This window comes from Microcoleus sp. PH2017_35_SFW_U_B, assembly GCF_020737865.1.
Classification (GTDB): Bacteria; Cyanobacteriota; Cyanobacteriia; order Cyanobacteriales; family Microcoleaceae; genus Microcoleus.
Map to the genome: position 1 here is coordinate 20,830 of NZ_JAEQDE010000072.1, position 24,994 is coordinate 45,823.

14 protein-coding genes are annotated in these 24,994 nt (G+C 43.9%); 5 read left to right on the forward strand and 9 right to left on the reverse strand.

Annotated elements, in window-relative coordinates; all coding sequences use genetic code 11:
* Window positions 1-76: 76 nt before the first annotated feature.
* Window positions 77-487, reverse strand: a complete 411-nt coding sequence (locus tag JGK36_RS20740) for a peptide chain release factor 1 (RefSeq protein WP_293178309.1) — start codon at window positions 485-487, stop codon at window positions 77-79.
* Between the two features lie 165 nt (window positions 488-652).
* Between JGK36_RS20740 and JGK36_RS20745 the strand changes: the two genes are divergently transcribed.
* A complete protein-coding gene (locus JGK36_RS20745; protein WP_293143836.1) occupies window positions 653-859 on the forward strand; it encodes a hypothetical protein in 207 nt (68 codons plus the stop codon).
* Window positions 860-1,031: 172 nt separating this feature from the next.
* Here the strand turns inward: JGK36_RS20745 and JGK36_RS20750 are convergent, their stop codons facing one another.
* The 5 genes from JGK36_RS20750 to JGK36_RS20770 all read right to left on the reverse strand — a co-directional run bounded on the left by JGK36_RS20750 (window position 1,032) and on the right by JGK36_RS20770 (window position 14,664).
* A complete protein-coding gene (locus tag JGK36_RS20750; protein WP_293192360.1) occupies window positions 1,032-2,528 on the reverse strand; it encodes a response regulator in 1,497 nt (498 codons plus the stop codon).
* A 4-nt stretch (window positions 2,529-2,532) separates the two neighbouring features.
* On the reverse strand, window positions 2,533-8,784 hold the full coding sequence (locus JGK36_RS20755; protein WP_293197877.1) for a hybrid sensor histidine kinase/response regulator: 6,252 nt from the start codon (window positions 8,782-8,784) through the stop codon (window positions 2,533-2,535).
* A gap of 350 nt (window positions 8,785-9,134) precedes the next feature.
* A complete protein-coding gene (locus JGK36_RS20760) occupies window positions 9,135-10,013 on the reverse strand; it encodes a carbohydrate ABC transporter permease (protein ID WP_293178318.1) in 879 nt (292 codons plus the stop codon).
* A 293-nt stretch (window positions 10,014-10,306) separates the two neighbouring features.
* A complete protein-coding gene (locus tag JGK36_RS20765) occupies window positions 10,307-11,770 on the reverse strand; it encodes a CIA30 family protein (RefSeq protein WP_293178321.1) in 1,464 nt (487 codons plus the stop codon).
* Window positions 11,771-12,114: 344 nt separating this feature from the next.
* Window positions 12,115-14,664: an ATP-binding protein gene (locus JGK36_RS20770; RefSeq protein WP_293178324.1), complete on the reverse strand. Its 2,550-nt coding sequence runs from the start codon at window positions 14,662-14,664 to the stop codon at window positions 12,115-12,117.
* A 486-nt stretch (window positions 14,665-15,150) separates the two neighbouring features.
* Here JGK36_RS20770 and JGK36_RS20775 point away from each other — a divergent pair, with 486 nt between their 5' ends.
* A complete protein-coding gene (locus JGK36_RS20775) occupies window positions 15,151-15,546 on the forward strand; it encodes a hypothetical protein (protein ID WP_293197875.1) in 396 nt (131 codons plus the stop codon).
* A 166-nt stretch (window positions 15,547-15,712) separates the two neighbouring features.
* Here JGK36_RS20775 and JGK36_RS20780 read toward each other — a convergent pair whose 3' ends face one another.
* The 3 genes from JGK36_RS20780 to JGK36_RS20790 all read right to left on the reverse strand — a co-directional run bounded on the left by JGK36_RS20780 (window position 15,713) and on the right by JGK36_RS20790 (window position 19,258).
* Window positions 15,713-16,567, reverse strand: a complete 855-nt coding sequence (locus JGK36_RS20780; RefSeq protein ID WP_293197873.1) for an Hpt domain-containing protein — start codon at window positions 16,565-16,567, stop codon at window positions 15,713-15,715.
* Window positions 16,568-17,491: 924 nt separating this feature from the next.
* Window positions 17,492-18,037, reverse strand: a complete 546-nt coding sequence (locus JGK36_RS20785) for a hypothetical protein (protein WP_293178333.1) — start codon at window positions 18,035-18,037, stop codon at window positions 17,492-17,494.
* Between the two features lie 306 nt (window positions 18,038-18,343).
* A complete protein-coding gene (locus tag JGK36_RS20790) occupies window positions 18,344-19,258 on the reverse strand; it encodes a DMT family transporter (RefSeq protein ID WP_293178336.1) in 915 nt (304 codons plus the stop codon).
* 761 nt (window positions 19,259-20,019) lie between these two features.
* Between JGK36_RS20790 and JGK36_RS20795 the strand changes: the two genes are divergently transcribed.
* The 3 genes from JGK36_RS20795 (at window position 20,020) to JGK36_RS20805 (ending at window position 24,844) form a co-directional block, all read left to right on the forward strand.
* On the forward strand, window positions 20,020-20,406 hold the full coding sequence (locus JGK36_RS20795; protein WP_293178339.1) for a VCBS repeat-containing protein: 387 nt from the start codon (window positions 20,020-20,022) through the stop codon (window positions 20,404-20,406).
* Window positions 20,343-23,657 carry an FG-GAP-like repeat-containing protein gene (locus JGK36_RS20800; protein WP_293178341.1) on the forward strand — a complete coding sequence of 1,105 codons (3,315 nt, stop codon included), beginning with the start codon at window positions 20,343-20,345 and terminating at the stop codon, window positions 23,655-23,657. Before JGK36_RS20795 ends, JGK36_RS20800 begins: the two co-directional genes overlap by 64 nt.
* Before the next feature lie 383 nt (window positions 23,658-24,040).
* Window positions 24,041-24,844 (forward strand): SDR family oxidoreductase, encoded by an 804-nt coding sequence (locus JGK36_RS20805; RefSeq protein ID WP_293178343.1) that lies wholly within the window; start codon window positions 24,041-24,043, stop codon window positions 24,842-24,844.
* Window positions 24,845-24,994: the final 150 nt, after the last annotated feature.

Here is a 24,994-nt window from a genome sequence, read left to right on the forward strand (position 1 = left end):
TCAAGACATTCAACCCTGAAGCACCCTACAATCACTGTCAACTGTCAACTGTCAACTGTCAACTGTCAACTGACTATTACCAATAAGGCCGACCCTTCCAAAAAACTCCCACGGTAATTCCTATTAGTGCAGCTTCCGATAAACTTGCTAAAAAAGCAGGTATGGGCAGGAATGACTTTAATACCAAACCCAAGATTACGCACAAAACTAAAACCCACAAATTAGTCCGGTTGAGCAAAAATTGCTGCTGCCAATACTCCAAAAAGTACACTGCTAAAGCTCCCATTCCCACGGCTGTAACAAAAGGTATCAATATTCCGAGGGAGGAGCCGTAGAGAAGTGTCAGAATGTTGCGGATTACCCGCGATTGCGTGAAACCCCAGGCTAAAAATAGTTCCAGTCCAATCACGATGGAGTTGACGAGGGCGGCAATTTGCAGCATTTCTCGCCAGGGGAAAAGTTTTAAGCGGCGCAGAAAATTGCTCATAATCGGCAAATTTGGTAGGTTGCTTTGATTTTATAACAGTTTTGCGCTGGCGATCGACATTTGATGCCAGTTTGTAAAGTAAAATGAACATAGAGGGCAGTCTCTTGACAAATTCACCCAGAGCATCTGCCTGCTAGTTGTTGGAACCGTGAAAGGAAAAAAGTTATGGTGGAGAACACTGTCGATTGTGCTGTAGCTTGCGTCAACGGCTGCGTTTTGGGCGACAAGTGCCCGAAGCGGGAATACGCAGAAGCAACTTCAAGCTTTATTGAAAATACTTCTCTCGACAAAATGCTAGAAATGGCAGAGGAAGCGGTGAGAAGGAAACGGACGGAACCTCCCAAATGGGTAATCCCTGATTTTCCTGAATAGAATTACCCATTTGGGAAACAGCATCGCCCTTTCAAATGGGCGATGCTTTTTGTTTTTGGGAGTATCTCATTAAATGCCGGATTTATACGTTAATTTTTTACAGTCTTAGACGGATTTTTTCGCTCACAAACCTGCTTTTTTTATGGCTTCTGGGGCGCCCCAACGGCAATGATTAGCGGTCTACTATTTTGGAACCGGAGGTCGCCATTTCTCGCACTTTTTGTCGAATTGGAAGCTCGATCGCAAATTCGGTTCCTTGGCCTGGTGTCGAACAACAGCGCAAACTGCCACCGTGCTTTTCTGTGACAATGTGCCAGCTAATTGACAGGCCGATTCCCGTACCTTTTCCCACAGGCTTTGTTGTAAAAAACGGGTCAAAAATACGATCGCACAAATCCTCACTGATTCCCGGCCCGCTGTCAGCAATTTTAATAATTGCCGTGTTCGGGTTGTGGACTTTCGTACAAATCCGAATCTGGTAGGGATTTATTTTAATTTCTTCCATAGTTTTTTCAGCGCATGATTCTTCTATCGCATCGATGGCATTAGCTAAAATATTCATAAATACCTGATTGATCTCCCCGCCGCAGCACTCTACATTTTTCAAATCGGTATCGTACTCCTTAATCACCTGAATCGCGGGACGGTTCGCCTTAAATTTCAGCCGATTTTGCAAAATCATCAGCGTGCTGTCAATACCTTGATGAATATCAATCAGCTCCATTTCTCGCCCTTCTTGTCGCGAAAAATACCGTAGAGACAGAATTATATCCCGAATGCGATCGCCACCTAGCCGCATCGAGTCTAGCATTTTCAGCAAATCATCCTTGATGAATTCAATCTCTACCGCTTCTGCTGTTGATGTTATTTCCGCTGCGGGTTCGGGATAGTGCTGCTGGTAAAGATTGAGTACCTTGAGCAAATCTTCAGTATAATCGCGAACGTAATTGAGATTGCCGCAGATAAAATTTACCGGATTGTTAATTTCGTGAGCAATTCCCGCCACCATTTGCCCCAAAGCAGACATTTTTTCGCTCTGAATTAACAACGACTGGGCGTGCTGGAGCTTGTGCAGGGACTGCTGTAAATTCTCCTGTGTTTGCTGTCTCTGGTTCACCTCTTCCTGTAGCCGCTCGTTGGTTTGACAAAGTTCCACAGTGCGCGACTCTACCCGTTTTTCCAACTCGGCAGCCAGTTGTTCCAGGTTAATTTGAGCTTGTTTGCGATCGACAATTTCACGCTGCATCTGGGCATTTTGCTCCTGAAGTTTTTGAGTCAGCTTGCGGATGCTCAAATGCGCTTTAGCCCGAGCTAAGACTTCTTGATTTTGAATCGGCTTAGTAACGTAATCAACAGCTCCCAAATTAAATCCTTTTACCTTATCTTCCGTCTCATCCAGCGCTGTCATGAAAATCACCGGAATCTCCTTTGTCAAATCGCCAGCCTTCAAAAGCCGGCAAGTTTCAAACCCATCAATTCCCGGCATTAATACGTCCAGCAATATCAAATCTGGCAGCGAGTATTCAGCTTTTTTGATAGCGCTCTCTCCCGTCCTTGCCACCAACACTTTAAACCCCGATTCCGTCAAAAAATCAAACAGCACTGCCAAATTATTTTGGTTATCATCGACGATCAAGATAACGCTCTCTTGCCAAGGTAAGATGCTCATGTTTTCAATGCTTCCTATATTGTTCTACGAATTCTAAAATCTTTGCTTCTTCAAAATTTTTAGCTAATTGATTCAGATGGCTGGCAAAAGAGACATATTTTGCATTAATTTTGGCCAATTTTTCTGCTTGTTTTTGAATTCCTCCTAAGTCACCCATCATTGCTAATTCAAAAAGTACAGCTATTTCCTCTGCCGGAGGAGGGATAATTTTTTCATCTGGAATTTTAGATTGGTTGTCGGAATCTTCAGATTCATAATTTTCGTCTTCCAAATTCTCATAAATCCATTCTAACTCTAAATGAACTTGCAAGCAATTTAAAAGTTCCTCAGCCCGGATCGGCTTGGGGAGAAAAGCATTGCATCCTGCTGCTAAACTTCCCTGCTTTTCCACTGCCATAATACTAGCAGAAGTGCCGATCGCGACCACATTTTTAAAGAGCGGCAACTTGCGAATTTGCCGCATCGCTTCAAATCCGTCCATCACCGGCATTACCAAATCAATCAAGATACAATCCGGTTGAAATTCCAGGGCTTTATTCAAACAATCTTGACCGTCTGTAGCCTCAATTATTTCAAAACCCAACGGTTCGAGCAGGTGAATTAAAACCGAGCGATTTTCCCACTGATCGTCAACCACCAGAAGTTTTTTGTTAGTACCCTTGAAACCTTTGATAAATTTTTGGGAATACTTTTTATTTATTTCTGGGCTGTCAACTGCTAGCAAATCTAACTCAAACCAGAAAATGCTACCTCTGCCTAAAGTGCTTTCTACTTGTAATTCGCTGCCCATAATCTCGACTAATTCCCGGCTGATTGCTAATCCCAATCCGGTTCCTTCGGTATGGCGGCGGGTATTGCCCACCTGTTCAAAAGGTGTAAATATCTTTGGCAATTCATCAGCAGCGATCCCAATTCCTGTATCTTCAACCTGAAACCGAATCCTCAGGTTCGTAGTAAGGACTTCAGTCCGGGTTCCATCAAGGTTCGTAGTGAGGACTTCAGTCCTATTTTCATCGCTTACACAATCCACTACTGAAACCTTAAATGTTACCCCACCCCTTTCAGTAAACTTAACAGCATTACCAATTAAATTAATCAATATTTGGCGCAACTTCTTTTCATCTGCCGAGATTGCACTGGGGAAATACGAAAGATATTCGCAATTAAAAGCTATGTTTTTTTGACTTGCCCGAATGCTACAAATAGCATTAATGCCTTGAATGAAATCGGGAAAATCAAAGTCTGTGGCCACGAGTTCCATTCTCCTTGCCTCGATTTTAGAAAGGTCTAAAATATCCTCTATCAAAGCGAGCAAGTGTTCGCCACAGCGGTGAATAACGCCAATTCCATTCTGTTGTTGCGAGGTCAAATGTTTGTCGCGCTTAAAGATTTGAGTGTAACCTAAAATGCCGTTGAGGGGTGTTCGCAATTCGTGGCTCATGTTAGCTAAAAATTCGCTTTTGGCGTGGCTGGCATCTCGGGCGGCGGCTTCGGCTTTTTGGCGTTCTTTAATTTCTTCGGAAAGTAGCGAGTTTTTTTCGTGTAATTCTTGGGTGCGTTCTTTTACTTTTGCTTCTAGGGTAAAGTTGTATTCTGCGAGTTGTTTGTTGGCAGTTTCTAAGTTTGTGTAAAGACGGGCATTTTCGAGGGCGATCGCAGCTTGGGAAGAAAGCAGCTTCAATACTTCCAAGCGATCGCCTGTAAAAGCGCCGGTTGTCAAATTGTTTTCCAAATACAGGATCGCGGTTAATTTGCCTTGATAGACGATCGCCGCGCATAACACCGATTTTGGCTGGCGATCGACGATGTAGGGGTCATTGTGGAAAATAGCGTCGCTGCTGGCGTCATTCAACACGACATCTTGCTGAGTGCGATCGACAAAATTGATTAGCGATCGCGGATACGCACAATCCAAGCCCGCGCCCGAGAGCACCCGCACATCGCCGCCAACCTCTCCCGCAGCTTCAATGACAAATTCACCATTTTTGGGTGCAATCAAAAACCCAGTTTGGGCCCCCGCATTTTCCAACAAAATCCGCATCAATTTGTCCAGCAAAGCATCGAGGACAATTTCGCCGGAGATAGCCAGAGATGCTTTCATGACGGTAGCGAAATCCAAAGCTTTGTGAGTACCGGTAACGGTTGCAGAAGTTACAGTCACAGTCGGGCGATCGCTAATTGTGAGACTATCACTTTCCGGCATCCGTACAATCAACTGCGGATAGCGTTCCTCCAAATCTGCAACTTTAGCATTCGCACCCCAACGGATGTAACCGTAGTAAGCATCCGTCATGTAAACCTTAGCCACCTTCTGGCGCCCCACAAACAGGTAAAACTCAGCAGCTAATTCATTCGCCAAAGCCTCTTCCTGAATGTATCCCTGTTCGCGGGAATGTTGGATTGCGCGATCGTAAAATGCGATCGCCCGGTCTTTTTCTCCCAACACCCGCGCTTTCTCAGCCTCAACCAACTCATATTTGTGCTGGTAATTCATTGGTGCGTGGTGTGTCCATTTCTGCATTTTTTCTTGATTCGCTGCTACCTGCATCAAGTATTTTGCTTGTTCTGCGCTGTTTGCAGTTGGATACACAGCAAGCAGTGCTAACGAATAATAAAAATTGTGCGTACCGATCATCATGAAGCCAATTGCTGCTGAGGCATATTCGGCTGCCAAAGATGCGTCAGCAACTGCTTTGTCGGGCTGTTTAAATAAGTAATTTAACAGCAATTTAGCGAGATAAACATTAAAAAGAGACATATAATTGTTAGCCTGTTGCAGCCGAGGCAAAATTTCTGCTTCATTAAACTTTTCACCTATTAATTGAGATTTGTTTGCGGATATTCCTCGCAAGTTTAAAATGATTTGCCCCCAGATACCCAGCAATTCCATCGAAAGTTCTTGCTTGAGATTTTGTACTAAAGTGAAGTATTGCACTTGTTTGTGTTCGACATTTTCTAGTTGTTCTCCAATCAAAAAAGGGCAAGAACAACTGTTTAAAGCAGCATAACTACTAAATTCTAAGTCTCCAGTTTCCAGACCGCTTTGAACGCTCTCGATCAAGGGGGCAATCGTCTCTTTAGCGTGTTCTTTCCAGTGGCGCACAAAAGTGTTAAACAGGTGGTAAACTTTGCATTTAAATTGTTTAGCATTGAATTGCTCTAACAGCTTCAAAGCTAGCTGTCCAGAATGATATCCAGCGTCGATCTCTCCTAAGGCACCAGCCAGCAGCAAGCCATACCAAATATAGGCGATCGCCCCAAGTGCTGAATGACCCCGTTTAATCGAAAAATCGACCATTGTAAAGATAACCTGCGGCAATAGTTCTGGTTTTGCCACAAAAACAGGAGAAACAACAGCCGAAAGTATCCGCATTGCCGCCAACTGATAGCTATCAGTCATTACCGGAACATTTTCTAGTTCATCAAGCTGAGGTAACTTAATTGCAGTCAAACCCTGTGGGGGAATTTCCGACAAGGTAAATCCCAAGATTTCCAAAGCTTTTAAACCAGTATCGATGGCTTCAACCATCTGGTTTTGAGACAAATAAGACTGGATTTGCAGTTCGTAAACCTTAACTTTGTCGAGCAGGTTTGTCGCTTGTTGTAACACGATGTCTGCTAATTCTTGCGATCGCCCAAAGTTAGTATTCAGATATTCCGCCTCCGCTGCTTCAACGTGAAGATTCAGCGTCAAATCATAATCAGTCTGCCAACTCGATCCTATACTTACGGGGGACTGAGGGGAATTAATCAGCGCCAAACCGACATTCAAATATCTGATAGTGGCTTCGTAAGCATTGGATGCCTTAGCTTTTTTTCCGGCAATCAGATTCAGTTTTGCCAGTTCATTTTTTGCGGCTTTGTCTGCAATAAATTCAACACCAAAATTCAATTGATTGACAATATCAAAGACATTTTCTTCAATCTCAGAGGGGGGAGTATTGTTGAGCAGCAGTTGACCGATTTTGACGTGCGTTGCTTGTTTTTCGCCATCGGGAATCAAAGAATAAGCTGCTTGCTGCACTTTGTCGTGCAAAAACTTGTAGTCAACCTTCACATCTTGCAGCCCAGCCAGCCCCGTTTCTAAACCTTCAAAAACCAGCGGAATTTTGTAATCGTTGCTCAGTGGCAAAACTAGACCAGCCTGAAGAGCATCCCAGAGGTTTAATGCTGTTTCTTTCTGAGATTTTTCGCTGACAATTGAGAGAACTTCTAACTTAAACTGGTTGCCAATACAGGCAGCTAATTTTAATGCTGACTGCGCCGAGACAGGCAACTTCCGAATATTTCGAGCGATTAACTCTACGACATTGCAGTCAGTAATCCCAATAGCTTGGATGTGTCCGAGATCCCACTGCCACGTACTGGATGAAAAATCGTAAACTAACAGATTTTCTTGATAAAGAGTTCTGAGTAACTGAGTTAGAAAGAAGGGATTGCCTTGGGTTTTGTTGAAAAGTAGCTCTGCTAAAAGTTTTATATTTTCGGATATATTGCTTTTTAAAGTTTCTGAGATTAATTGTTCTACATGACTAAATTCTAAGGGAGCGAGAACAATATTGCTGACTATTTCGGGAGTTATTACCGCAGTCTTTTGAATATTTTCGATTGTGGCAATCAGCGGATGAGTGGCGCTGACTTCGTTGTCTCGATAAGCTCCAATTATTAGCAAATATTTGCTATCTGAGTCTGTCACCAGCAGTTCAATTAATTTCAGAGATGCCGAATCTGCCCACTGCAAATCGTCGAGAAAAACTACTAGCGGGTGTTCTTTTGCAGTAAACACGCTAATGAATTGTTTAAACACCCGATTAAATCGGTTTTGCGATTCTGTCGGCCCCAATTCCGGGACTTCTGGCTGTTTCCCGATAATTAGTTCGACTTCGGGAATCACGTCTGTGACAACTTGCCCGCTGGTTCCCAAAGCCGCTAGCAATTTTTGTTTCCAAGTCTGGATAGATGCTGTGCTTTCTGTTAGCAACTGCCGAATTAATGACTGGAATGCTTGAATCACGGAAGCGTAGGGAATATTGCGTTTGAATTGGTCAAATTTGCCACCAATAAAATATCCGCGCTGTCGGACAATTGGTTTTTGAACTTCATTGACTAAGCAGGATTTGCCGATGCCGGAGTAACCGGAAACCAGGATTAATTCGACTCCCCCTGTTTTGCTTGTTAAGGAGGATGAAGAACTTTCAATAAGCCCTCCCTTAACAAGGGGGGGTTGGGGGGGTTCTCCGGTGCTTTGGGAAAGCTCCGAAAGCCCCCCCTTAGCAAGGGGGGGTTGGGGGGGTTCTACACCGCTAATTCGATCGAAAGCGCTGAGTAAAGCGGCGACTTCGGCTTCTCTACCGTATAGTTTTTGGGGGATGAGGAGTTGACCGGCCCGATCGGCATTTCCGGCAGTAAAATCAGATATATTGCCGCTACCTTGGAGTTGTGCGAGACAAGTTTCGAGATCAAACCTCAGCCCGTCGGCGCTTTGATACCTATCTTCCGCCGTCTTCGCCAACAACTTCATCACGATGGCAGAGATTGCTTCGGGAATTTCCGGCTTCAAACTGTGGGGCGCGGGTGCGATTCTAGCGATGTGACAGTGAACTAATTCTAAAGGGTCGATCGCGCTAAATGGCAATTCACCCGTCAGCATCTCGTAAAAAGTGACACCTAACGAGTAAAAATCGCTGCGATAGTCGATCGCCCGATTCATTCTACCAGTTTGTTCCGGCGAAATATAAGCTAACGTACCTTCGAGCAAATTGGGATAGCTGGGACTTGCGTTTTCTCTAACCAAGCGCGAGGAGATGCTGAAGTCAGTAATTTTGACCTGATAGGTTTCGGGATGGATAATGATATTGTGCGGTTTAATATCTTTGTGAATAATCTGGTTTTTATGAATTTCACCCAAACTTTGAGCTAGCTGCACGGCTATTTCGAGAAAATGTTTTAATTTAATTTTTTGAGTAGTTAGAAGTTTTGACAAAGCCAAGCCACCAAAGTCTTCTAATGTGAGTGCTACACTATTTTGATGCGTTTCTAGGCGGTATGAATTAACAATAGTTTCTATATTTCTTAGATTTTTTCGGATTGTATATTCGTGTCTCAAGCGAGTAATCTCTTCGAGAGTTGGATACTCGCTTTTCAGGGTTTTGACTATGACGGGTAGGTTTTCTTGTTCCCAGATTCCCCGATAGATCGCAGTATTGATACCAGAATAAATTTGTTCCGTGATTTGATAGCCTGTTAGTAAAATCATAGTTTAATCAATTTGAATTTAAAGGGTTGACTGCAAATTTACCCGAGTTGTGCTGTGGGCGGAAGTCGATCGCCCGTGTTAGAGGGGTGATGGCACAGGTTGGGTGAAACAGATTCCGAGGCATAATCAACATTAGTGCAAAGATCGCAGCTTTGGCATTGGCTATTTGGCTTAATCTTTAAGTCGATCGCACTTACGTATTCTTACTGATTAATACGTATTCTTACTGATTAAATTGTGTTTAATATAACATTTGCCGCGCCAAGGGTTTTAACAGCCTTCTTATCTTCTTCTCTCTTTCCTCTGTCAAGTCAACTGTCAACTGTCAACTGTCAACTGTCAACTGTCAACTAATCATTGCGAGTCAAACCCTGAAGGCTAACTTGCAAAACCGACAAACCCAAAATCAGCAAAAACAAAACTAGGGCGATCGTACAAGCATAACCAATTTCCAAATCCTTAAAAGCCCGTTCGTAAAGATAATAAACAACAGTCTTAGAACTATTGCGAGGGCCGCCCTGAGTCATAATATAAACTTCTTCAAAAACCTTAGTAGCAGAAATCGCCGAAATCACCGCCACCAAAACCAAATAAGGCTTCATCAGCGGCACAGTAATATCCCAGTGTTTCCGCAAACCTTCCGAACCATCAATCGCAGCGGCTTCATAAAGTTCTGCCGGAATAGATTGCAGCCCAGCTAAATAAATCACCATGTAATAACCTAAGCCTTTCCAGACAGTAACTGCCATCACGCTAAAAATTGCCACCTTCGGATTGGCCAGCCAAGAAACCGGAGGTAAACCCAACAATTCTCCGAACTGATTCAGCAATCCCGTCTCAGCAAACAGCCACTTCCAAGCAATCCCCGCGACAACCATCGAAATCACCGCCGGCGTGTAATATGCTGCGCGGAACCAGTTCATCCCCCGCAGCTTTTGATTGCACAAAATTGCCATTCCCAACGGTATAACAACCAATACAGGCACAACACAGATGAGATACAGCAGCGTATTGGTCAAAGTTTGCCAAAAAGTGCGATCGCGCCACAACCGCTCAAAATTCTTCAAACCCACCCACTGCGGCATTTGAGTTAAATCATATTCGTAACTCGTAAAACTCAAATAAAAAGCTTGTAAAGCAGGCCACAAAACAGTCAAAGTCAAAACAAACAAAGCCGGAAACAAAAACAAATAAGGCGTTGAATAGCGGCGGAAAAAATTCAAAGGCATAATAATTGGTAATTAGTCTTGGTTAATAATAAGACGGCGGTTGAAACCGCGTCTATACAAACGATGTCAGCCGGACGCCGACTGAAGAAAACAACATAATTCCATTCGCCGTCCGATCTTTTTCTTCAACCCGCGGAGGCGGGTTTTGTCTGTGTAGACGCGAATTCGATTCGCCGTCTTCGATTCGCCGTCTTCGATTCGCCGTCTTCGATTCGCCGTCTTCGATTCGCCGTCTTCGATTCGCCGTCTTCGATTCGCCGTCTTCGATTCGCATTGCACCCTACAAACAATACCTATTTAAGCCCAGAAAACAAACCCTCCCAATCTCTCGGAGAACCAGGATTTTCCCCCTCTTTTACCTCAAATGTCACCTTACAAGCCTGCGGTTGTTCCAAAGCTTGCACGCACAATTCCGCAATATCTTCCCGACTAACTTTACCCCGAATATTATCTCCTTGCTCGAAGATCAAAGCTTTGCCGCCCGGTTCCTCAGTCAAAGCACAAGGTCTGACAACAGTATAAGGTATGCCGCTCGATCGCACGCAATCCTCTCCTTTCAACTTCCAAGTCAAAATTCCCCCCAACATATCATTCATTCTGACAGCCGGCGGTTCATCTTCCAAGATAAGTCCTGGGCGGCCCGGGCGAGTAACTCCCGCCGAACTCACCATCACAAATCGCGGCAAAGTCTGGCCGCCATCAGCTTTAATAGATTCTAATTCCAGTTGAAAAACACCCGGTGTAAATTTCGGATTCAGCGCGCCGTCATATTCAAACTTGCTCAGCATTAACTGAAAAGAATAAATGCTGCTGGGATCGAATTTCGCGCCATCTTTCACAGTCTTCGCGCGGAATACTGGAATTAACTTATCGAAGGGAACTACGATCGTAATCCAGGTATTGTACACAGTATCGAACGAATAGCAATAGCCGATACCATCCCATTTAGCCTCGCTACGCACGATCAACTTGTAGCGCTTACCATCCCCTTTGACCCGGAGCAGGAGGCCGCTGAATCCTGCGAGATTGACCGGAGGATCGAAGTTGCGGGTGCGGACAGAAGCAAAGCCACCTGAGTTGGCAGTGGAAACATTGCCCGTGAATATAGCTGTACTGTCTGTAAGTACGATCGAACTTTCGCTAGTCCCGCCCATCACAACATCATCGAGAGCGCCCCAAGTTTCCTTTAAATCTTGGGTAGGTTTTGTGAAATCAAAAATGACTTTTTCGCCTGATTTAATGAGCTGACTGCGAACAGCTTGCACTAAATTATTCAGGCCTTTGTATTCGACAATTTCGGGAACATCCACAACTTCCGGCATATAAAACTTGATGCCTTGATAGTATTTTTCCCTGGTTGGCGTGTCTCCTTCTACAGGTTGAACTTTGGTACCCGTGCAGCAGATAACTGCATCTACGCCCTCAGTGACGCGCGGTGTTAGCGTCTCAGCGATAGTGATATCTCCCTCGACTAATTCGACATTTTTGCCAAGAATTTCGGTTGCTCTTTTGGTATCTCTGACGAGACAGCGGACTTGATATCCCCGCTGTTGCAGCCGCTTGACAACTCGCTTCCCGACGCCACCTGTCGCACCGGCTACCAGTACGAGTTTGGGTTTATCTTTTTTATTGTTGCTGCTGCTTCCGAACAGTTGTTGCAGCCAGCTAATGCTGCCAATGAAGGGAATCACGCCGAAATAAGCCAAGGTTTTGACAAATCTGCCGGCATCCCATTGGGCGGTATTTTTTTCAGTCACAGTCGCTTCCTCAGAGTTGGCTCAAATCTACTTATAGCAGTTGACAGTTGACAGTTGACAGTTGACAGTTATGGTATCCGAATCTAACCGTTTATAAAGCAAGGATTTTAGACTCTATTGATGAGTTCTTGAATGTCCTAACCAATGTGGCGGTTGCTATAGCTGCTTTTGTATTTTAATCTAATTTTCGATTTGTGCATTTTGTCGATAAGCGCACTTTTTTTCACTTCACCGAATAGCAGGGGTTGGAAGTCCCAGCATGAAGGCAGATTATTATAAGAACGGAGTTTAAATCTCCGTTCTTATCGCTTCGCTGTCAACTGTCAACTGTCAACTGTCAACTGTCAACTGTTTAAAATCGGTTTGAGATGAGTTTGGCTCAAGGGAATCTCAATAATCAACTCGGTTCCCTCTCCGGGGGCTGAAATACAGCTCAATTTGCCGCCGTGTTGTTCCACCACAATTTCGCTGCCAATCGCCAAACCTATCCCCGCACCTTTCCCTACCGGTTTTGTGGTAAAAAACGGCTCAAATATTTTCTGTCTAACTGTTTCTTCCATACCCCAAGCATTGTCCTTAATCCGAACTGCTACGGCTGTTTCTCCCGGACAAACTTCAGTCACGATCCGAATTTGTCCGCTCTTGGCTGTCTCTGCTTCGTGCCAAGAGTGCGGCGATAAATTTTTGTTGACAAAGGCATCTTCTAAAGCATCAAGTGCATTTGTCAGCACATTCATAAATACTTGGTTGATTTGAACTGGGTAACACTCAACCAACGGTAGAGAGCCATATTCTTTGTTGAGATGAATTGCAGGGCGATGGTACTGCGTACCTGCTACGCTAACGGGCTTCGGTTTGAATCGGTTGCTCAAAATCAGCAAAGCACTGTCCAATCCGTCGTGAATGTCAACTTCTTTAATCTCTGCTTCGTCAATTCTAGAGAAATTTCGCAGCGACTGAACTATCTCGCGGATGCGGTTAGCTCCTACTTTCATTGAACCCAGCAACCTCGGCAAGTCTTCAACTATAAACTCTAATTCTGCTCCTTCTATTTCTGCTTGAATTTCTGGCGAAGGCGACGGATAGTGCTGCTCGTAAAGCTGCAATAAATCGATCATTTTTTGACTGTATTCGTCGGCATAGTTAAGATTTCCGTATATGAAGTTAATCGGGTTAGTCACTTCATAGGCTACCGCCGCCACCAACTGTCCCAAACTTGACATTCTTTCGCTTTGCACCAATTGAGTTTGCGTTCGCTGAAGCTCGTACATCGCTGTTTTTAAATGCTCGCTTTTTTCGCGTTCTCTGGCGATTGAGGCTTCTAGTGCTCTATTTAATTTTTCGAGTTTTTTGGTTTGGCGCAGCACTATATTGATTATTGCTTTTTTTAGTTCCAATGCAGCGTCTATTTCGCATTGCTTCCACGGCAAAGATTTGCACCTCACATTTTCTTTCCACAGCTCGAAGGATTTCCTAGGAGACAGTCTGTGGCTGCCATCTTCATCTATTAGAACTGCTTTGTTGGGGTTCCCTGCCCAATTTACGGTCTTAATTACTTCCGGGCGAAACCACAAGACGTATATTTTCTGACTCGGCGATATTGCTATTGCCAAACACCCGCTAGCCGTGTTTTTAAATTCCTCAGCTTCTGGATAGCATTTAGTCAGCGAGTCTGTATAAAAAATTTCTTTTTTTAGGCTGTTTTGCACCCACTGAGTTAAGGATTTAAGCGCTTCTCCGTGAGGTGTTTCCCCGACTCGATAGCAATTTTCTCCAAATACTATTGATGCTCCCTGGGCGTTGACTGCTTCCAGCAAATTATGCTGGCATTTAACTAACACTTCTGACAAGTTTTCGGAGGTAGATATGTCTTCAAAAATCTGGGCTTGAATAGATTTTAAGTGTAGTTTGTAGTCGTAGTCTTCGTTGGCTTCTTTTGATTGCAATTCTAAGGACATTACTTGCCCGATAAACTCGCAAGCGGCTCGCACTTCATGGTTGAGGTATTTTGGTGTATAGTTATGGCCAACAATCAATCCCCACAGTTGTTGATCTTTGATTAAAGAGATTGATAAAGTAGCGGCAACGCCCATATTTTGCAGGTATTCTATGTGAATGGGAGACACGCTTCTCAACACGCTGAGACTGAGGTCTAGGGACTGCTTCGTAACAGAATTTTTTTCGGGAATGATGCGAACTGGTTGATAATTAATATCTGGTATTAACCTCAACCAATTTAACAAATACAGTTTTTTGGCTTGTTTGGGAATATCTGATTTGGGGTAGTTTAAGCCCAGGAATGGACTCAGGTTTTCTAGTTTGTCTTCAGCCATTATAGCACCGTTACCTTCTGCGTCAAATTGATAGGTCATAACTCTATCAAATCCCGAAATCTTCCGGATTTCTCCCACAGTCTGCTGACATAATTCTTTGAGATTTTTGGCGCTTTGAATTTGGCTGACTGTGGATCTGACTGAATGATAAAAGCTAAAAACGGAAAGATTTTCTGTGGTGGTTGCTAATTCTAGCTCAATTATCAAAATTCCTTGTTGTCGGTGGAGGATGCAGTCAAATTCTAAAAACTTGTCTGCTTTGTTGACAGAGAGTTTAATGGGATTGACGGTTTTTAAGTTTTCGTTCTGCAAACAGGAATTGAGTTTTTCTAACTGAACTCTATCGAAGAATAAGCTCAAATCTTGACCGATCGCACTTTTGGCATCGACTCCCAATAAATCTTGCGTATTTTCACTGACTTGCAGTATTTCTAGTTGAGGTTCTCGTACAACCACGAGAATCCCGTGAGGCTGAATGTGCCCCGATATGTGAATGGGTTCTGTGTCGCAGTTTGTCAAGTCAACTTCTGCGAGTGCTGGGATTGTGCTTTGTCGATCCATTGTCTCTATTTTCCGCTGTAAAATTTCGAGAGGGTTCTATCGATTTTAGATTTGATCTCAAATTTGCTTTTCAATAATCTCATATTGTTCGATCGCATAATGGCCTGATCCCTTGACCGACACTAACAAGGCATTATCCGAAAATCAGCGAATCGAAAATGATGGAGTCGAAAATTAGCCTACCGTTGTGTTGCTGCTAGACTGGCGCGAGCATTCTGGTTTTTTTTACGAACTGAGCTATTCTATTCGAGCGATCCCCGATATTAATTATCGCAGCAATTGTTCCCATTCTTCAAGTCGTTTTAATGTTTTTCCACAATTTTAATATTTGTGGTAATATTTTACCATCATAAAAAAGGGGAGATAAATGTGTCTTCAGACCGGCCGACTAACGAAAAGATTAAGTTAAGGTAAGGGTGACAAGACTTGAAAGTAAAGTCGCGTTAAGCTTTTGAAGTATATCCAACAGGCCCGACAATTATACTGATGCTCGACTTCAATACAGTTACTGAGTTTTCTCATGCCCACTGCATAGCTATCTGTGCCTTTTTAGTTCCGGCAAACTTGCTGACTACTTTGCAGACAGGGATTTTGACAGGACTAAACCGACCTCGAATGCAAGTTTGGGCGTCTGTGGCTGTGGCCAGCCTTTGGGCTACAGCAATGATCTTTCACGTTTTTACCTGGTTCGCGATCGGAGTAGTAATGCCTCCGACATACATCTTGTTAGCTATGGCGATCGCTTGTCTGGCTATCAATATCTGGGCAGTGGGACATCCTGCGAGCATGATGCAATTAATTAGAGTTGCGGTATCAGCTTTTAGGGAAGTTTTAGAAGAAGGAAGAAGGAAGAAGTCAAGCGTGAAGTCGGAAGTTCGGTAACGGATTTTCTAACGGGTGTAACGAATAAAATTTTAGCGATCTAGGAAATAAGGAAGCAGAAAGAAATTGGCATCTGGCCGTCTGAAAGATGTCTGGGAGAATATTAGTTTTTACTAATCTGTTCCCTCGTTCCACCTATTAGTTCTGAGTCGTGATTTTATAACCCTTATTCCGGTTCGCGATCGCGACAGTCTTCATCTTCCGGGCCGCGGGGATGGATCGTGCAGTTGAGGAGGTGCCCGCCATCGCTTCTGCCATAATAGTAGCGACATCCCGTGCAAATTGCCGGAGGTTCGATCGCACTTTGGTAAACCGGATAATCCATAGCCAGCAGTGAGAAGTCGCGCTGCGTCTGAACAGTCCCGATAATAGCGCCTGAAAGTTCCACAGCTTGGCGGATGTTTTCGATCCTGGTGTAAGGTGGCAGGTAAATGTCAATATAAAGGCGTATGCCATCGCCTTCGTACTCCTGGCGGGTAATATTGCCTCCGAGCAAACCGACGCGCGACGTAATGGCGGAGGAAAATTCCCCAGCCAAGGTGCAGTAACCGCAGAAAAGGTGAATGTGTTCGTCGGTTACTGCTCTCACACTCAGGCGAGTAGGAATCAGCACTCTCAGGTAAGCGTCGAGATCGTCAAAAATCGGTTCGGCGAGGGACAGCATCTGGTTTGCGTCTTCGTGGTTGAGCCCAAAACCCTTAGAAACCTTGGAGACGAGGGCTACTAAAATATCAAAAACTTGGGTTAACAGCGATTGCAGCCTGCTATCAATGGCGATCGGACATTCTCTGAGCAGTTTTAAATAATCTTCCAAACGATGGGCTACGCGCTGAATGCTGCTAAATCCCAACATAGCTGCTCCCCCTTTAACTGAGTGCGAGGCTCGGATGAGCTGGTGTATCCTTTGGGGAGTTTGCACGGTGTTTTGCAGGCCCTGCAAGCCTTGTTCCATGATTTGAAGGTGTTCTGTGGCTTCTTCTAGAAAGTAGCCGATGATGCGCTGTAGTTGTTCTGGTAGCATAATATTATTCTCCAAAAGGCACCCTAATTGCAGAAAACAGAAAGCAGAAAGTAAAAATGCTGATATTTTTTACTTTTGAGTCAATATTTAACCCAGAGGTGATATAAAACCGGCGTTGCACGGGACACAATACCGCAGTGCGAGCGAAAAGCGCTAGACTCGGAAAGTTAGGATGCCGATGCAAGTGGAAACCAGATTATTTGTCCTTGATATCTATCCTGCCTCACAATAACGGCGGTGGCAAATATCGAACCAAAGAGGCTTCTGATTGCCCACATTTTTTAACGTGCTAATTTTCTCAACAAGCAAATTCCGCAACTCCGATTCTATCGTTGTTGATGGTTGGTTATTATCAATAGCTCTTAACTAATGACAACAAATTGACGATCGAATACCAAGAATTTCTGCATGTGGTACCCGCCACGTGATTTATCCGTGGAATCAATCCCAAATCGAAAATCTAAAATCCTCTATTCCCCCGAATTTATCCGTGGGGTTAATCTAAAATCTAAAATCTAAAATCTAAAATCTAAAATCTAAAATCTAAAATCTAAAATCTAAAATCTAAAATCTAAAATCTAAAATCGATTGACTCTCGGTGCGTAAGTTCTAGGAATATGTCATTTAACAGTGTAACGGTGATTTTTTGAGAAGTTTAACTTTTAATTTAATAGATATCTTCAATAACGATTATTGTAGGGTAGGCATGGAGCCTGCCCGAGAGTTTCTGTTTTGGAGAAGTCTATGACAATCGCTTGCGAGTTTGAACAAGCGATCGCCCTTTTTGGCACGAGATATATAGTTTGACTGCGTAAGTCCCGATCGCATTAGGATCGCGAATTAAATAATTAAATAATTTACACAAGTTTGTGGGATGGGTTCTGGGCCCATCCCACAACAACCATAAAAATGGTACCTTTTTTCCTATTTAGCGACTGTTGCACCGACTTTGGCTGCGATCGCAGCTAAAGCCTTGCCGTTGCCTTGTAGAAGCGTGTTATTTTTCTGCACCATGCTGCCACTCAGTTCTGGGGGAGCGGGCAGTTTAACGCCTAATTTTTCAGCGATCGCGCGGACAATTTGTCTATTACCCAACAATAATTTGTGGTTTTCTGTCGCTAAGTCACCGCTCCCTGGGCCTGCTACGCTGGGTACAGTTGCGCCTACTTTGGTAGCGATACTGGTAAAAATAGCTCTGTTTTGCAAGATTAGCTGTTGGTTAACTTGCAAAGGATTGCTACCCGATGGTGCTGCGTCCTTGCTAGCTGCTGCGCCTACTTTAGCAGCAATATTCTTAGCTGTTTGACCATTTTTCACTAGCAAATCCCGATTTTGCTGTATGAGTGTTTGTTCGTTGGCTTGGGTAATAATTGTATTGTTAATAGTAGGTGGTTGAACTAATTGACCAGAGCTTCCCAATAATCCAGATGCCAATAAAGTAGCAGTGAAACCAACAATTAATTTAGACATTTTTTCTTTCCTCGATATGTTTTTTTTGACAAGCAGTTTTTTTACTGCGTCATCTACCAAAAGAAACATATCAAGACTTTTTTGAGCAGTTTGTCACGAATGTTACATTTTGTAACAAACTTATGCAAAAAGTGCAACGTCTAATTGCAATTTTTACAATTACAGACAGAAAGTAGGTTTTTATAGCAGTTGACAGTTGATAGTTGACAGTTGACAGTTGACAGTTGACAGTTGACAGTTGACGGTTGACGGTTGACGGTTGATCGGCGAAGATATTTGCTATCTTTTTTGCTTTTAACTTATTCACTAGGATTTTTGGGTTCCGAAAGTGGCGGCGGCTACACCGAAGAGGAGTACCGCAGCACCTGCGAGTACGGCTGGCGCAGGCATTTCGCCGAACACCAAATAACCCAAACAACTCGCCCCAACGGGTTCAAACAAGATGGCAAGAGTTACCAGAGTTGGGGAAATTTGCGCTACAGCCCAGTTTAAAATGGTGTGACCTACTAATTGAGGCAAGGCGGCGGTTAATAAAATGTAAAAATATACGATGTTTGGATAACCGGTATAACTGGTACCGAAGGCGAGGGGTAGAGGTAGCAGGACGATCGCAGCAACAGTATAGGCGATCGCGATATAACCGCCAATTCCCAATCCCCGCCGTTGAGCTTCCCGGCCTAGCAACAGATACAAACTGACAGCCCAGGAACCTGTCAGAGCAAGGAAATCGCCGAATAATTGAGTGTTGCCGCCCTTGGCTGCGCCTGTGCTTCCGAGGGCGATCGCCATTCCGCCAGCAAGGGCTATAGTAATGCCTGCGATCGACATTTTGCTGAGTTTTTCGCCAAACCAGAAGCGGGATAACAGCGCTACCCAGACGGGATTTGTGGTGACGAGGGCTGTGGAAGCTGCGATCGAAGTATAAGACAGTGAGGTAATCCAGAGAGCAAAGTGCAGGGCGAGACACAAACCAGCCGCCGCAGCATAGCGCCGAGCTCCGGGTTGTAGGGTTTTCCACTGAATTTTCGGCCAAGCTGGAAGCAGAATTAAGGCGGATAAAGTCAAGCGAGAAGCGGCGAGTACGAGGCTGAAACCGAGGCCGCCCGCGCCTGCTTTCAGGTTGGCTAGCCGGATTAAGATTGAGGCGGTTGAGACTGCTAATACGCCGATCGTTAAGATAAGGGCGATCGACCAATTCGACGGTTTTTGCGGAATATTCATTTAAATTTCCATGAGATTATTTATTTTGAGAGCGCCCCAAGCAGTCTATGGTGTCGTTGCGGGCGATCGTATTTTGACAAAAATAATCTTTATTAACTCAAAATCATGAATTTAATCAACTAGATTGATTAAATTTATAAATATACTTTAAAAATATAGCCCTTCTCAGATAGGTGAGGTACGTTGTTGGGCTTCAGCCCTCTTGGTTTAAGCGGTTATATAAGCTGTCAATAAATGCTATAGCTGATTTTATCATCTTAAATACAACATTTTATCCGCAAAGTATTAGACATATTATAAAAATATCTAGAAACTGGCAAGATGCCAGTTCCACAGAAAAAGATATTTTTGTAAAAGATATTTTTGTAAAAGATATTTTTGTGGAATGGGCATCTTGCCCGTTCCAAAATTTGATTATAAAAACTTTTCCAAGATATATATTTGATAGTTTCAAACTAGATAAATCAGAATTAGCGCGAGTAATTAGTAAAAATTTATCTGAAATTTTTTATCAGAGAGCGCACAAACTATTTGAGATCGGAAAACTTGTAGTCCTTACATTATCCATATTGTCCAGGAATTGTAACATAATTTTACAAATATGACTTTTATGACTTTTATGAACTCAAAGTCATGACTTTTATGAATTGACTTAAAAAAATACTTGTTTTAGCATCTTAAGTACGAAAAATGAAACTGGTAAGAACTTCTCATTCATTTTTAACATAGCTCAAACCAAAAATAAATCAGGAGAATCAACTATGGCTAGCCCATTCAAAGTAACAGAATTCGATTCAGGTAGATATATTACAAATGTCACCGCAGGAAAATTTAACGGCGACTCAACAACAGATTTAGCAACCATGGATTTGCTATCGACTCAAATTGGCATTTTGCCAGGAGACGGTACAGGTAAATTCAGCATTGGTAGCTACTCCTCCACGGGAGAATTCCCCTACGACTTTAGCAGCGCAGATTTCAATGGTGACGGCAAAACAGATTTATTCGCCACTACGGTACTGACAAAAATTCGATTTTGTGGGGAGACGGCAAAGGCAGCTTTACTTCTTACACCAACTTTGAGGTGGGAGTACCATTTAATTTCATCTATTCGATCGACTTCAACGGTGACGGCAAAGTCGATTTAGCCCCCGTAGACTATACGAATAACAAAATTTTCGTCCTCTTGGGAGACGGTACGGGTAAGTTTAGCAAAGCCCAGGCTATTGATATCACAACAGACATCTCTTCCATCGCTTGGGCAGACGTAAACGGAGACGGCAAAATAGATCTAACCACAGCCAGCCAATACTCAACAAATATTTCCGTGAATTTAGGAGATGGTACTGGAAAATTTGGCAAAGCTACCAACTTTAATCTAGGGAAATATCCCACCACAATTACAGCGGGAGATATCAACGGAGACGGCAAAACCGACATCGTATCAGCCAACTACTATTCCGACGACATTTCCATACTGTTTGGAGACGGGAAAGGCAATTTTGGCACAGCAACCAGCTTTTTCGGAGGAATCGGCCCTTCGTCAATTCAAGTATTAGACTTTAATGCTGATAGCAAAAATGATTTAGTAGTCGGAGATTTGCTCTCAAACTTTATTTTGTGGGGAGACAACACTGGCAAATTCAACACTTATACCGACATTCCTTGGACGGGATTTAATCCTGTATATGCCGACTTTAATGGAGATAAAAAACCTGACATTGCCGGCAACTATCTTGGCAATGTAAGAATTTTAATCAACGATACCAGTCCCCTTACCGACACATCAAAACCAGCACCTACGCCCACTCCCGCCCCGACTCCAACACCGCCACCACCGCCAACACCTGGAACATCTGCTGGTTTTACAATCACTCCGATATCGGGATTAAAAACTACAGAAGCAGGGGGAACGGCAACATTTACCGTCAAACTCAATAGCAAGCCAACTGCTACTGTAGCCCTAGGTTTAAGTAGTTCCGATAAAACAGAAGGAACAGTCTCTCCAGCTTCTCTGAATTTCAATCCTACCAATTGGGAGACTCCGCAAACTGTAACGGTAACAGGAGTTGACGACAAGGTAAATGACGGCGATAAAATTTACACAATCATTACCCAACCCGCTGTTAGTGCTGACAAAAAATACGACAAACTAAATCCGTCTGATATCACCCTCACTAATACCGCCAGCATTACTCCAACTCCAACTACAATTCCTCCAACTCCAACTACAATTCCTCCAACTCCAACTACAATTCCTCCAACTCCAACTCCACCAAAACCAATTCCAATTCCAATTACTACTCCAACACCTGGTGGAATCACCGTCAGCCCAACAACCGGATTAAAAACCACAGAATCAGGCGACAGTGACTCATTTACGGTCAAACTCAATAGCCAACCCACCGCTAATGTCAGCATCGGCTTAAGTAGTTCCAATACAGTAGAAGGAACTATTTCCCCAGCCTCTCTCACCTTCACTCCTACCGATTGGAATCAAGCCCAAAAAGTCATAGTAAAAGGTGTTGATGACAAGATAGTAGATGACGATAAAAAATACACAATTGTCACCGCCCCTGCTGTCAGCACCGATCCAAAATACAACAACCTCAATGCAGAGGATGTCAGCGTCACCAACGCCGAAACTAACCGCCCACCCGTGTTAAACAAAAGCAAGGAAACTACTCCCTGGTACTACGACAGCCCGATAGTTAAAAAATCATCCAAATTTGAGTTTACGGTTCCCGAAAAGGCATTTATAGACCCAGATTCTGGTGACAAGTTAACTTACTCAGCCACTTTAGAAAACGGTCAACCTTTACCGAGTTGGATTACTTTTAATCCTACTACCCGTACTTTCAGTGGCGACATTACTAAAGGGAGGTCTCTGGATATTAAGTTGACCGCAACCGACACTTCCGGTGCGAGTGCGAGCGATTTTATCAAGTTAGTAGTCACTAAAAATGGTGTGGTTGTTGATGGTTATATTGCGGGTGCGACTATCTTCTTTGATGCCAACAAAAATGGAGTCAAAGATGCTAGCGAACCATTTTCGACGACTGATGCTAAAGGGGAATACGAACTCGATATCCCGGACAGTTTTGATACGAACAAAAATGGCAATTTTGACCCTGAAGAAGGTAATTTAGTTGCTTTTGGGGGGACGGATGTTTCGACGGGCTTGCCACTGACAACTCCTGTTTCAGCACCGATAGATTCCACTGTTGTCACGCTATTAACTACTTTAGTTACTGATTTGACGGCTGGGGGAATGTCGCAGACTGAAGCTGAGTCAAAGGTTAAATCTACTCTGTCTATTCCTGCGGGAGTTGATTTACTGGACTTAGATCCGATCGCATCTACGGCCAAAAATGAGCCTGGTGGTGTCGAAACTCTAGTCGCGATGACAAAAGTCCAAAACGTCGTCACCCAAACCACGAGCTTAATAGACGGTGCATCTGGGGCGGATAATGGTGCAATTACCAAAGCTGTTGTTGCAGCAATTAACAGTAAAATTAAATCCGGCGGTTCCCTGGATTTGAACAATGCGACGCAGGTAGAAGGCATTATCCAGCAATCTATTGCTAACGTCAAACAAGTTGATAGCAATCTCGACGCTGAAAAACTTTCCAAAATTTCCTCGCAAACAGCGAAGGTAATGGTTGAGGCTAATCAGCAGATAGATCAGGTGAAATCTAACTCTTCACCTGAGTCTATTGCCTCGGAAATTGCCAAAGTTCAAAAGGTGGCTTTAGGTGAAAGTGCGATCAAACTGGAAGCAGTCGGTGTTGCGATTCTCACAGGCGATGTTAACCCTTCCACAACTTCTACTACACTTCTCGGTTTTGAGGGCAAAAATCTGGTAGGTACTGATGATAACGATACTTTACTAGGTGCTAGCGGTAACGATTTCATCAGTGGCAGAAAAGGCAGTGATTCCCTCGATGGTGGTGCCGGCGATGACAGCATTTACGGTGGCAAGGGACTCGATACGCTGACAGGTAACAGTGGCGATGATATCCTATTTGGAGGCCGTGGTGCTGACAGTTTGGATGGCGGTGCAGGCAATGACAGCTTGTATGGCGGCAAGGGAGATGATACTTTGCTTGGTGGTTTGGGAGATGATTTCCTGAGTGGTGAAAAGGGCAATGATTTTCTAATCGGCGGAGAAGGTAGCGATCGCTTTTTGTTAAATCTAGATAGTGGTATCGATACGATCGCGAATTTTGACACTGATAGCGATAAGATTATCCTTGGCAATGGCTTGAGCTTCGGACAGTTAGACATTACCCAGACTGCTAGTGGAAATGCGATCAAAATTGCTGCGACAGGCTCAGTGTTGGCAAATGTCAGTGGAGTCACCGGGCTGCTGCGAGCAAATGATTTTGTGGTGATTTAAAAGAGTGTTGACAGTTGACAGTTGACAGTTGACAGTTGATAGTTAACAACAACCGCAAGCATCTCATTTTTGTAAAAAGCATTTTTTCTTTGATTGAGTGCGAGCGTCCCCGCTCGCATATTGTACAATACGCGAGCGGGGACTATAAAAACTGAGATGCTCCCACAGCAACCTCTACCTGGAAGGAAGAGGATTGGAGTAATGAATCGTCTTCTGTTAATTTCTCCCTAAAACGAAGAGGCTTTCAACCAATTATTTCTGGTAATCAGCCGAGGGTAGGGGCTGGGGGCGAGATCCTCGGGCCCCACCTTTTTAATAAAAAAATGTGTAACAATCAATAAATCTCGCAGTTAACACTGAAAACTCCCAATTTAAAACTATCTATGGCTCCTACAGTTTTGATTACAGGCGCTTCTCAAGGAAGTGGCAAGGCAACGGCACTGTTATTTGCCCGTCAGGGTTACGATGTGGTGATGGTGGCTCGGGAGCCGGAAAGATTGGCAGCAGCAGCGGCTCAGGTGCAGCGTGAAGGCACTTCGGCTATGGCGATTGCGGGGGATGTTGGTGACATTCAACAAGTGCGGGCGATCGTCCAAAAAGCCCTGGATACCTGCGGAAACATTGATGTTTTGGTGAATAATGCTGGAATTTGTCTCGCAGGGGCGATCGAGCAAACCACCTCCGAAGATTGGCAGCAATTAATGAATACCAATTTTTGGGGCTGCGTTAACACAATTCAAGAACTTTTGCCACATTTTCTCGATCGCAAAACGGGTACAATCGTCAATGTTGGTTCCATTGGTGGCAAAATGCCCTTACCTCAAATGACTGCATATTGTGCCAGTAAGTATGCAGTAACGGGTTTGACAGAAACTTTGCGATTGGAATTGGCGCCCCAAGGAATTCATGTTTGCGCCGTACATCCGGGTTTGATCAACAGCGATTTTTTGGAAAGAGCTCAATTTCGCGATCGAGACGAGCCCGCAGTCGAATTGCGCCGCCAACAAATGAGTGAAATGCTGAAATCTGACTGGGCAAATCAGCCGGAAGATATTGCTAAAGCTATCTGGGATGCAGTGAAGAATCAGCGTGCAGAAGTCACAGTCGGCCCTGCTTTCTTGGCATCAGAAGCCTATCGCTTATTCCCCGGTTTGATGCAGTGGGCAATGGAAAAGGGCAAGTTATAATTAGTCAGTAGTCATTATTAGTATGGCAGGGTAAATTTATTGTCGTCAGACAAATTAGGTACGTAGTTGCGCTTCAGCGCTCTTTGCTTATATATATAAAAAACGAAAAATTAGGTACGTAGTTGCGCTTCAGCGCTCTTTGCTTATATA

Bases quoted from the DNA above. Each gene is read 5' to 3' on its own strand.
- JGK36_RS20740 (WP_293178309.1), bottom strand. From the start codon at position 487: ATGAGCAATTTTCTGCGCCGCTTAAAACTTTTCCCCTGGCGAGAAATG.
- JGK36_RS20745 (WP_293143836.1), top strand. From the start codon at position 653: ATGGTGGAGAACACTGTCGATTGTGCTGTAGCTTGCGTCAACGGCTGC.
- JGK36_RS20750 (WP_293192360.1), bottom strand. From the start codon at position 2,528: ATGAGCATCTTACCTTGGCAAGAGAGCGTTATCTTGATCGTCGATGAT.
- JGK36_RS20755 (WP_293197877.1), bottom strand. From the start codon at position 8,784: ATGATTTTACTAACAGGCTATCAAATCACGGAACAAATTTATTCTGGT.
- JGK36_RS20760 (WP_293178318.1), bottom strand. From the start codon at position 10,013: ATGCCTTTGAATTTTTTCCGCCGCTATTCAACGCCTTATTTGTTTTTG.
- JGK36_RS20770 (WP_293178324.1), bottom strand. From the start codon at position 14,664: ATGGATCGACAAAGCACAATCCCAGCACTCGCAGAAGTTGACTTGACA.
- JGK36_RS20775 (WP_293197875.1), top strand. From the start codon at position 15,151: ATGCTCGACTTCAATACAGTTACTGAGTTTTCTCATGCCCACTGCATA.
- JGK36_RS20780 (WP_293197873.1), bottom strand. From the start codon at position 16,567: ATGCTACCAGAACAACTACAGCGCATCATCGGCTACTTTCTAGAAGAA.
- JGK36_RS20785 (WP_293178333.1), bottom strand. From the start codon at position 18,037: ATGTCTAAATTAATTGTTGGTTTCACTGCTACTTTATTGGCATCTGGA.
- JGK36_RS20790 (WP_293178336.1), bottom strand. From the start codon at position 19,258: ATGAATATTCCGCAAAAACCGTCGAATTGGTCGATCGCCCTTATCTTA.
- JGK36_RS20795 (WP_293178339.1), top strand. From the start codon at position 20,020: ATGGCTAGCCCATTCAAAGTAACAGAATTCGATTCAGGTAGATATATT.
- JGK36_RS20805 (WP_293178343.1), top strand. From the start codon at position 24,041: ATGGCTCCTACAGTTTTGATTACAGGCGCTTCTCAAGGAAGTGGCAAG.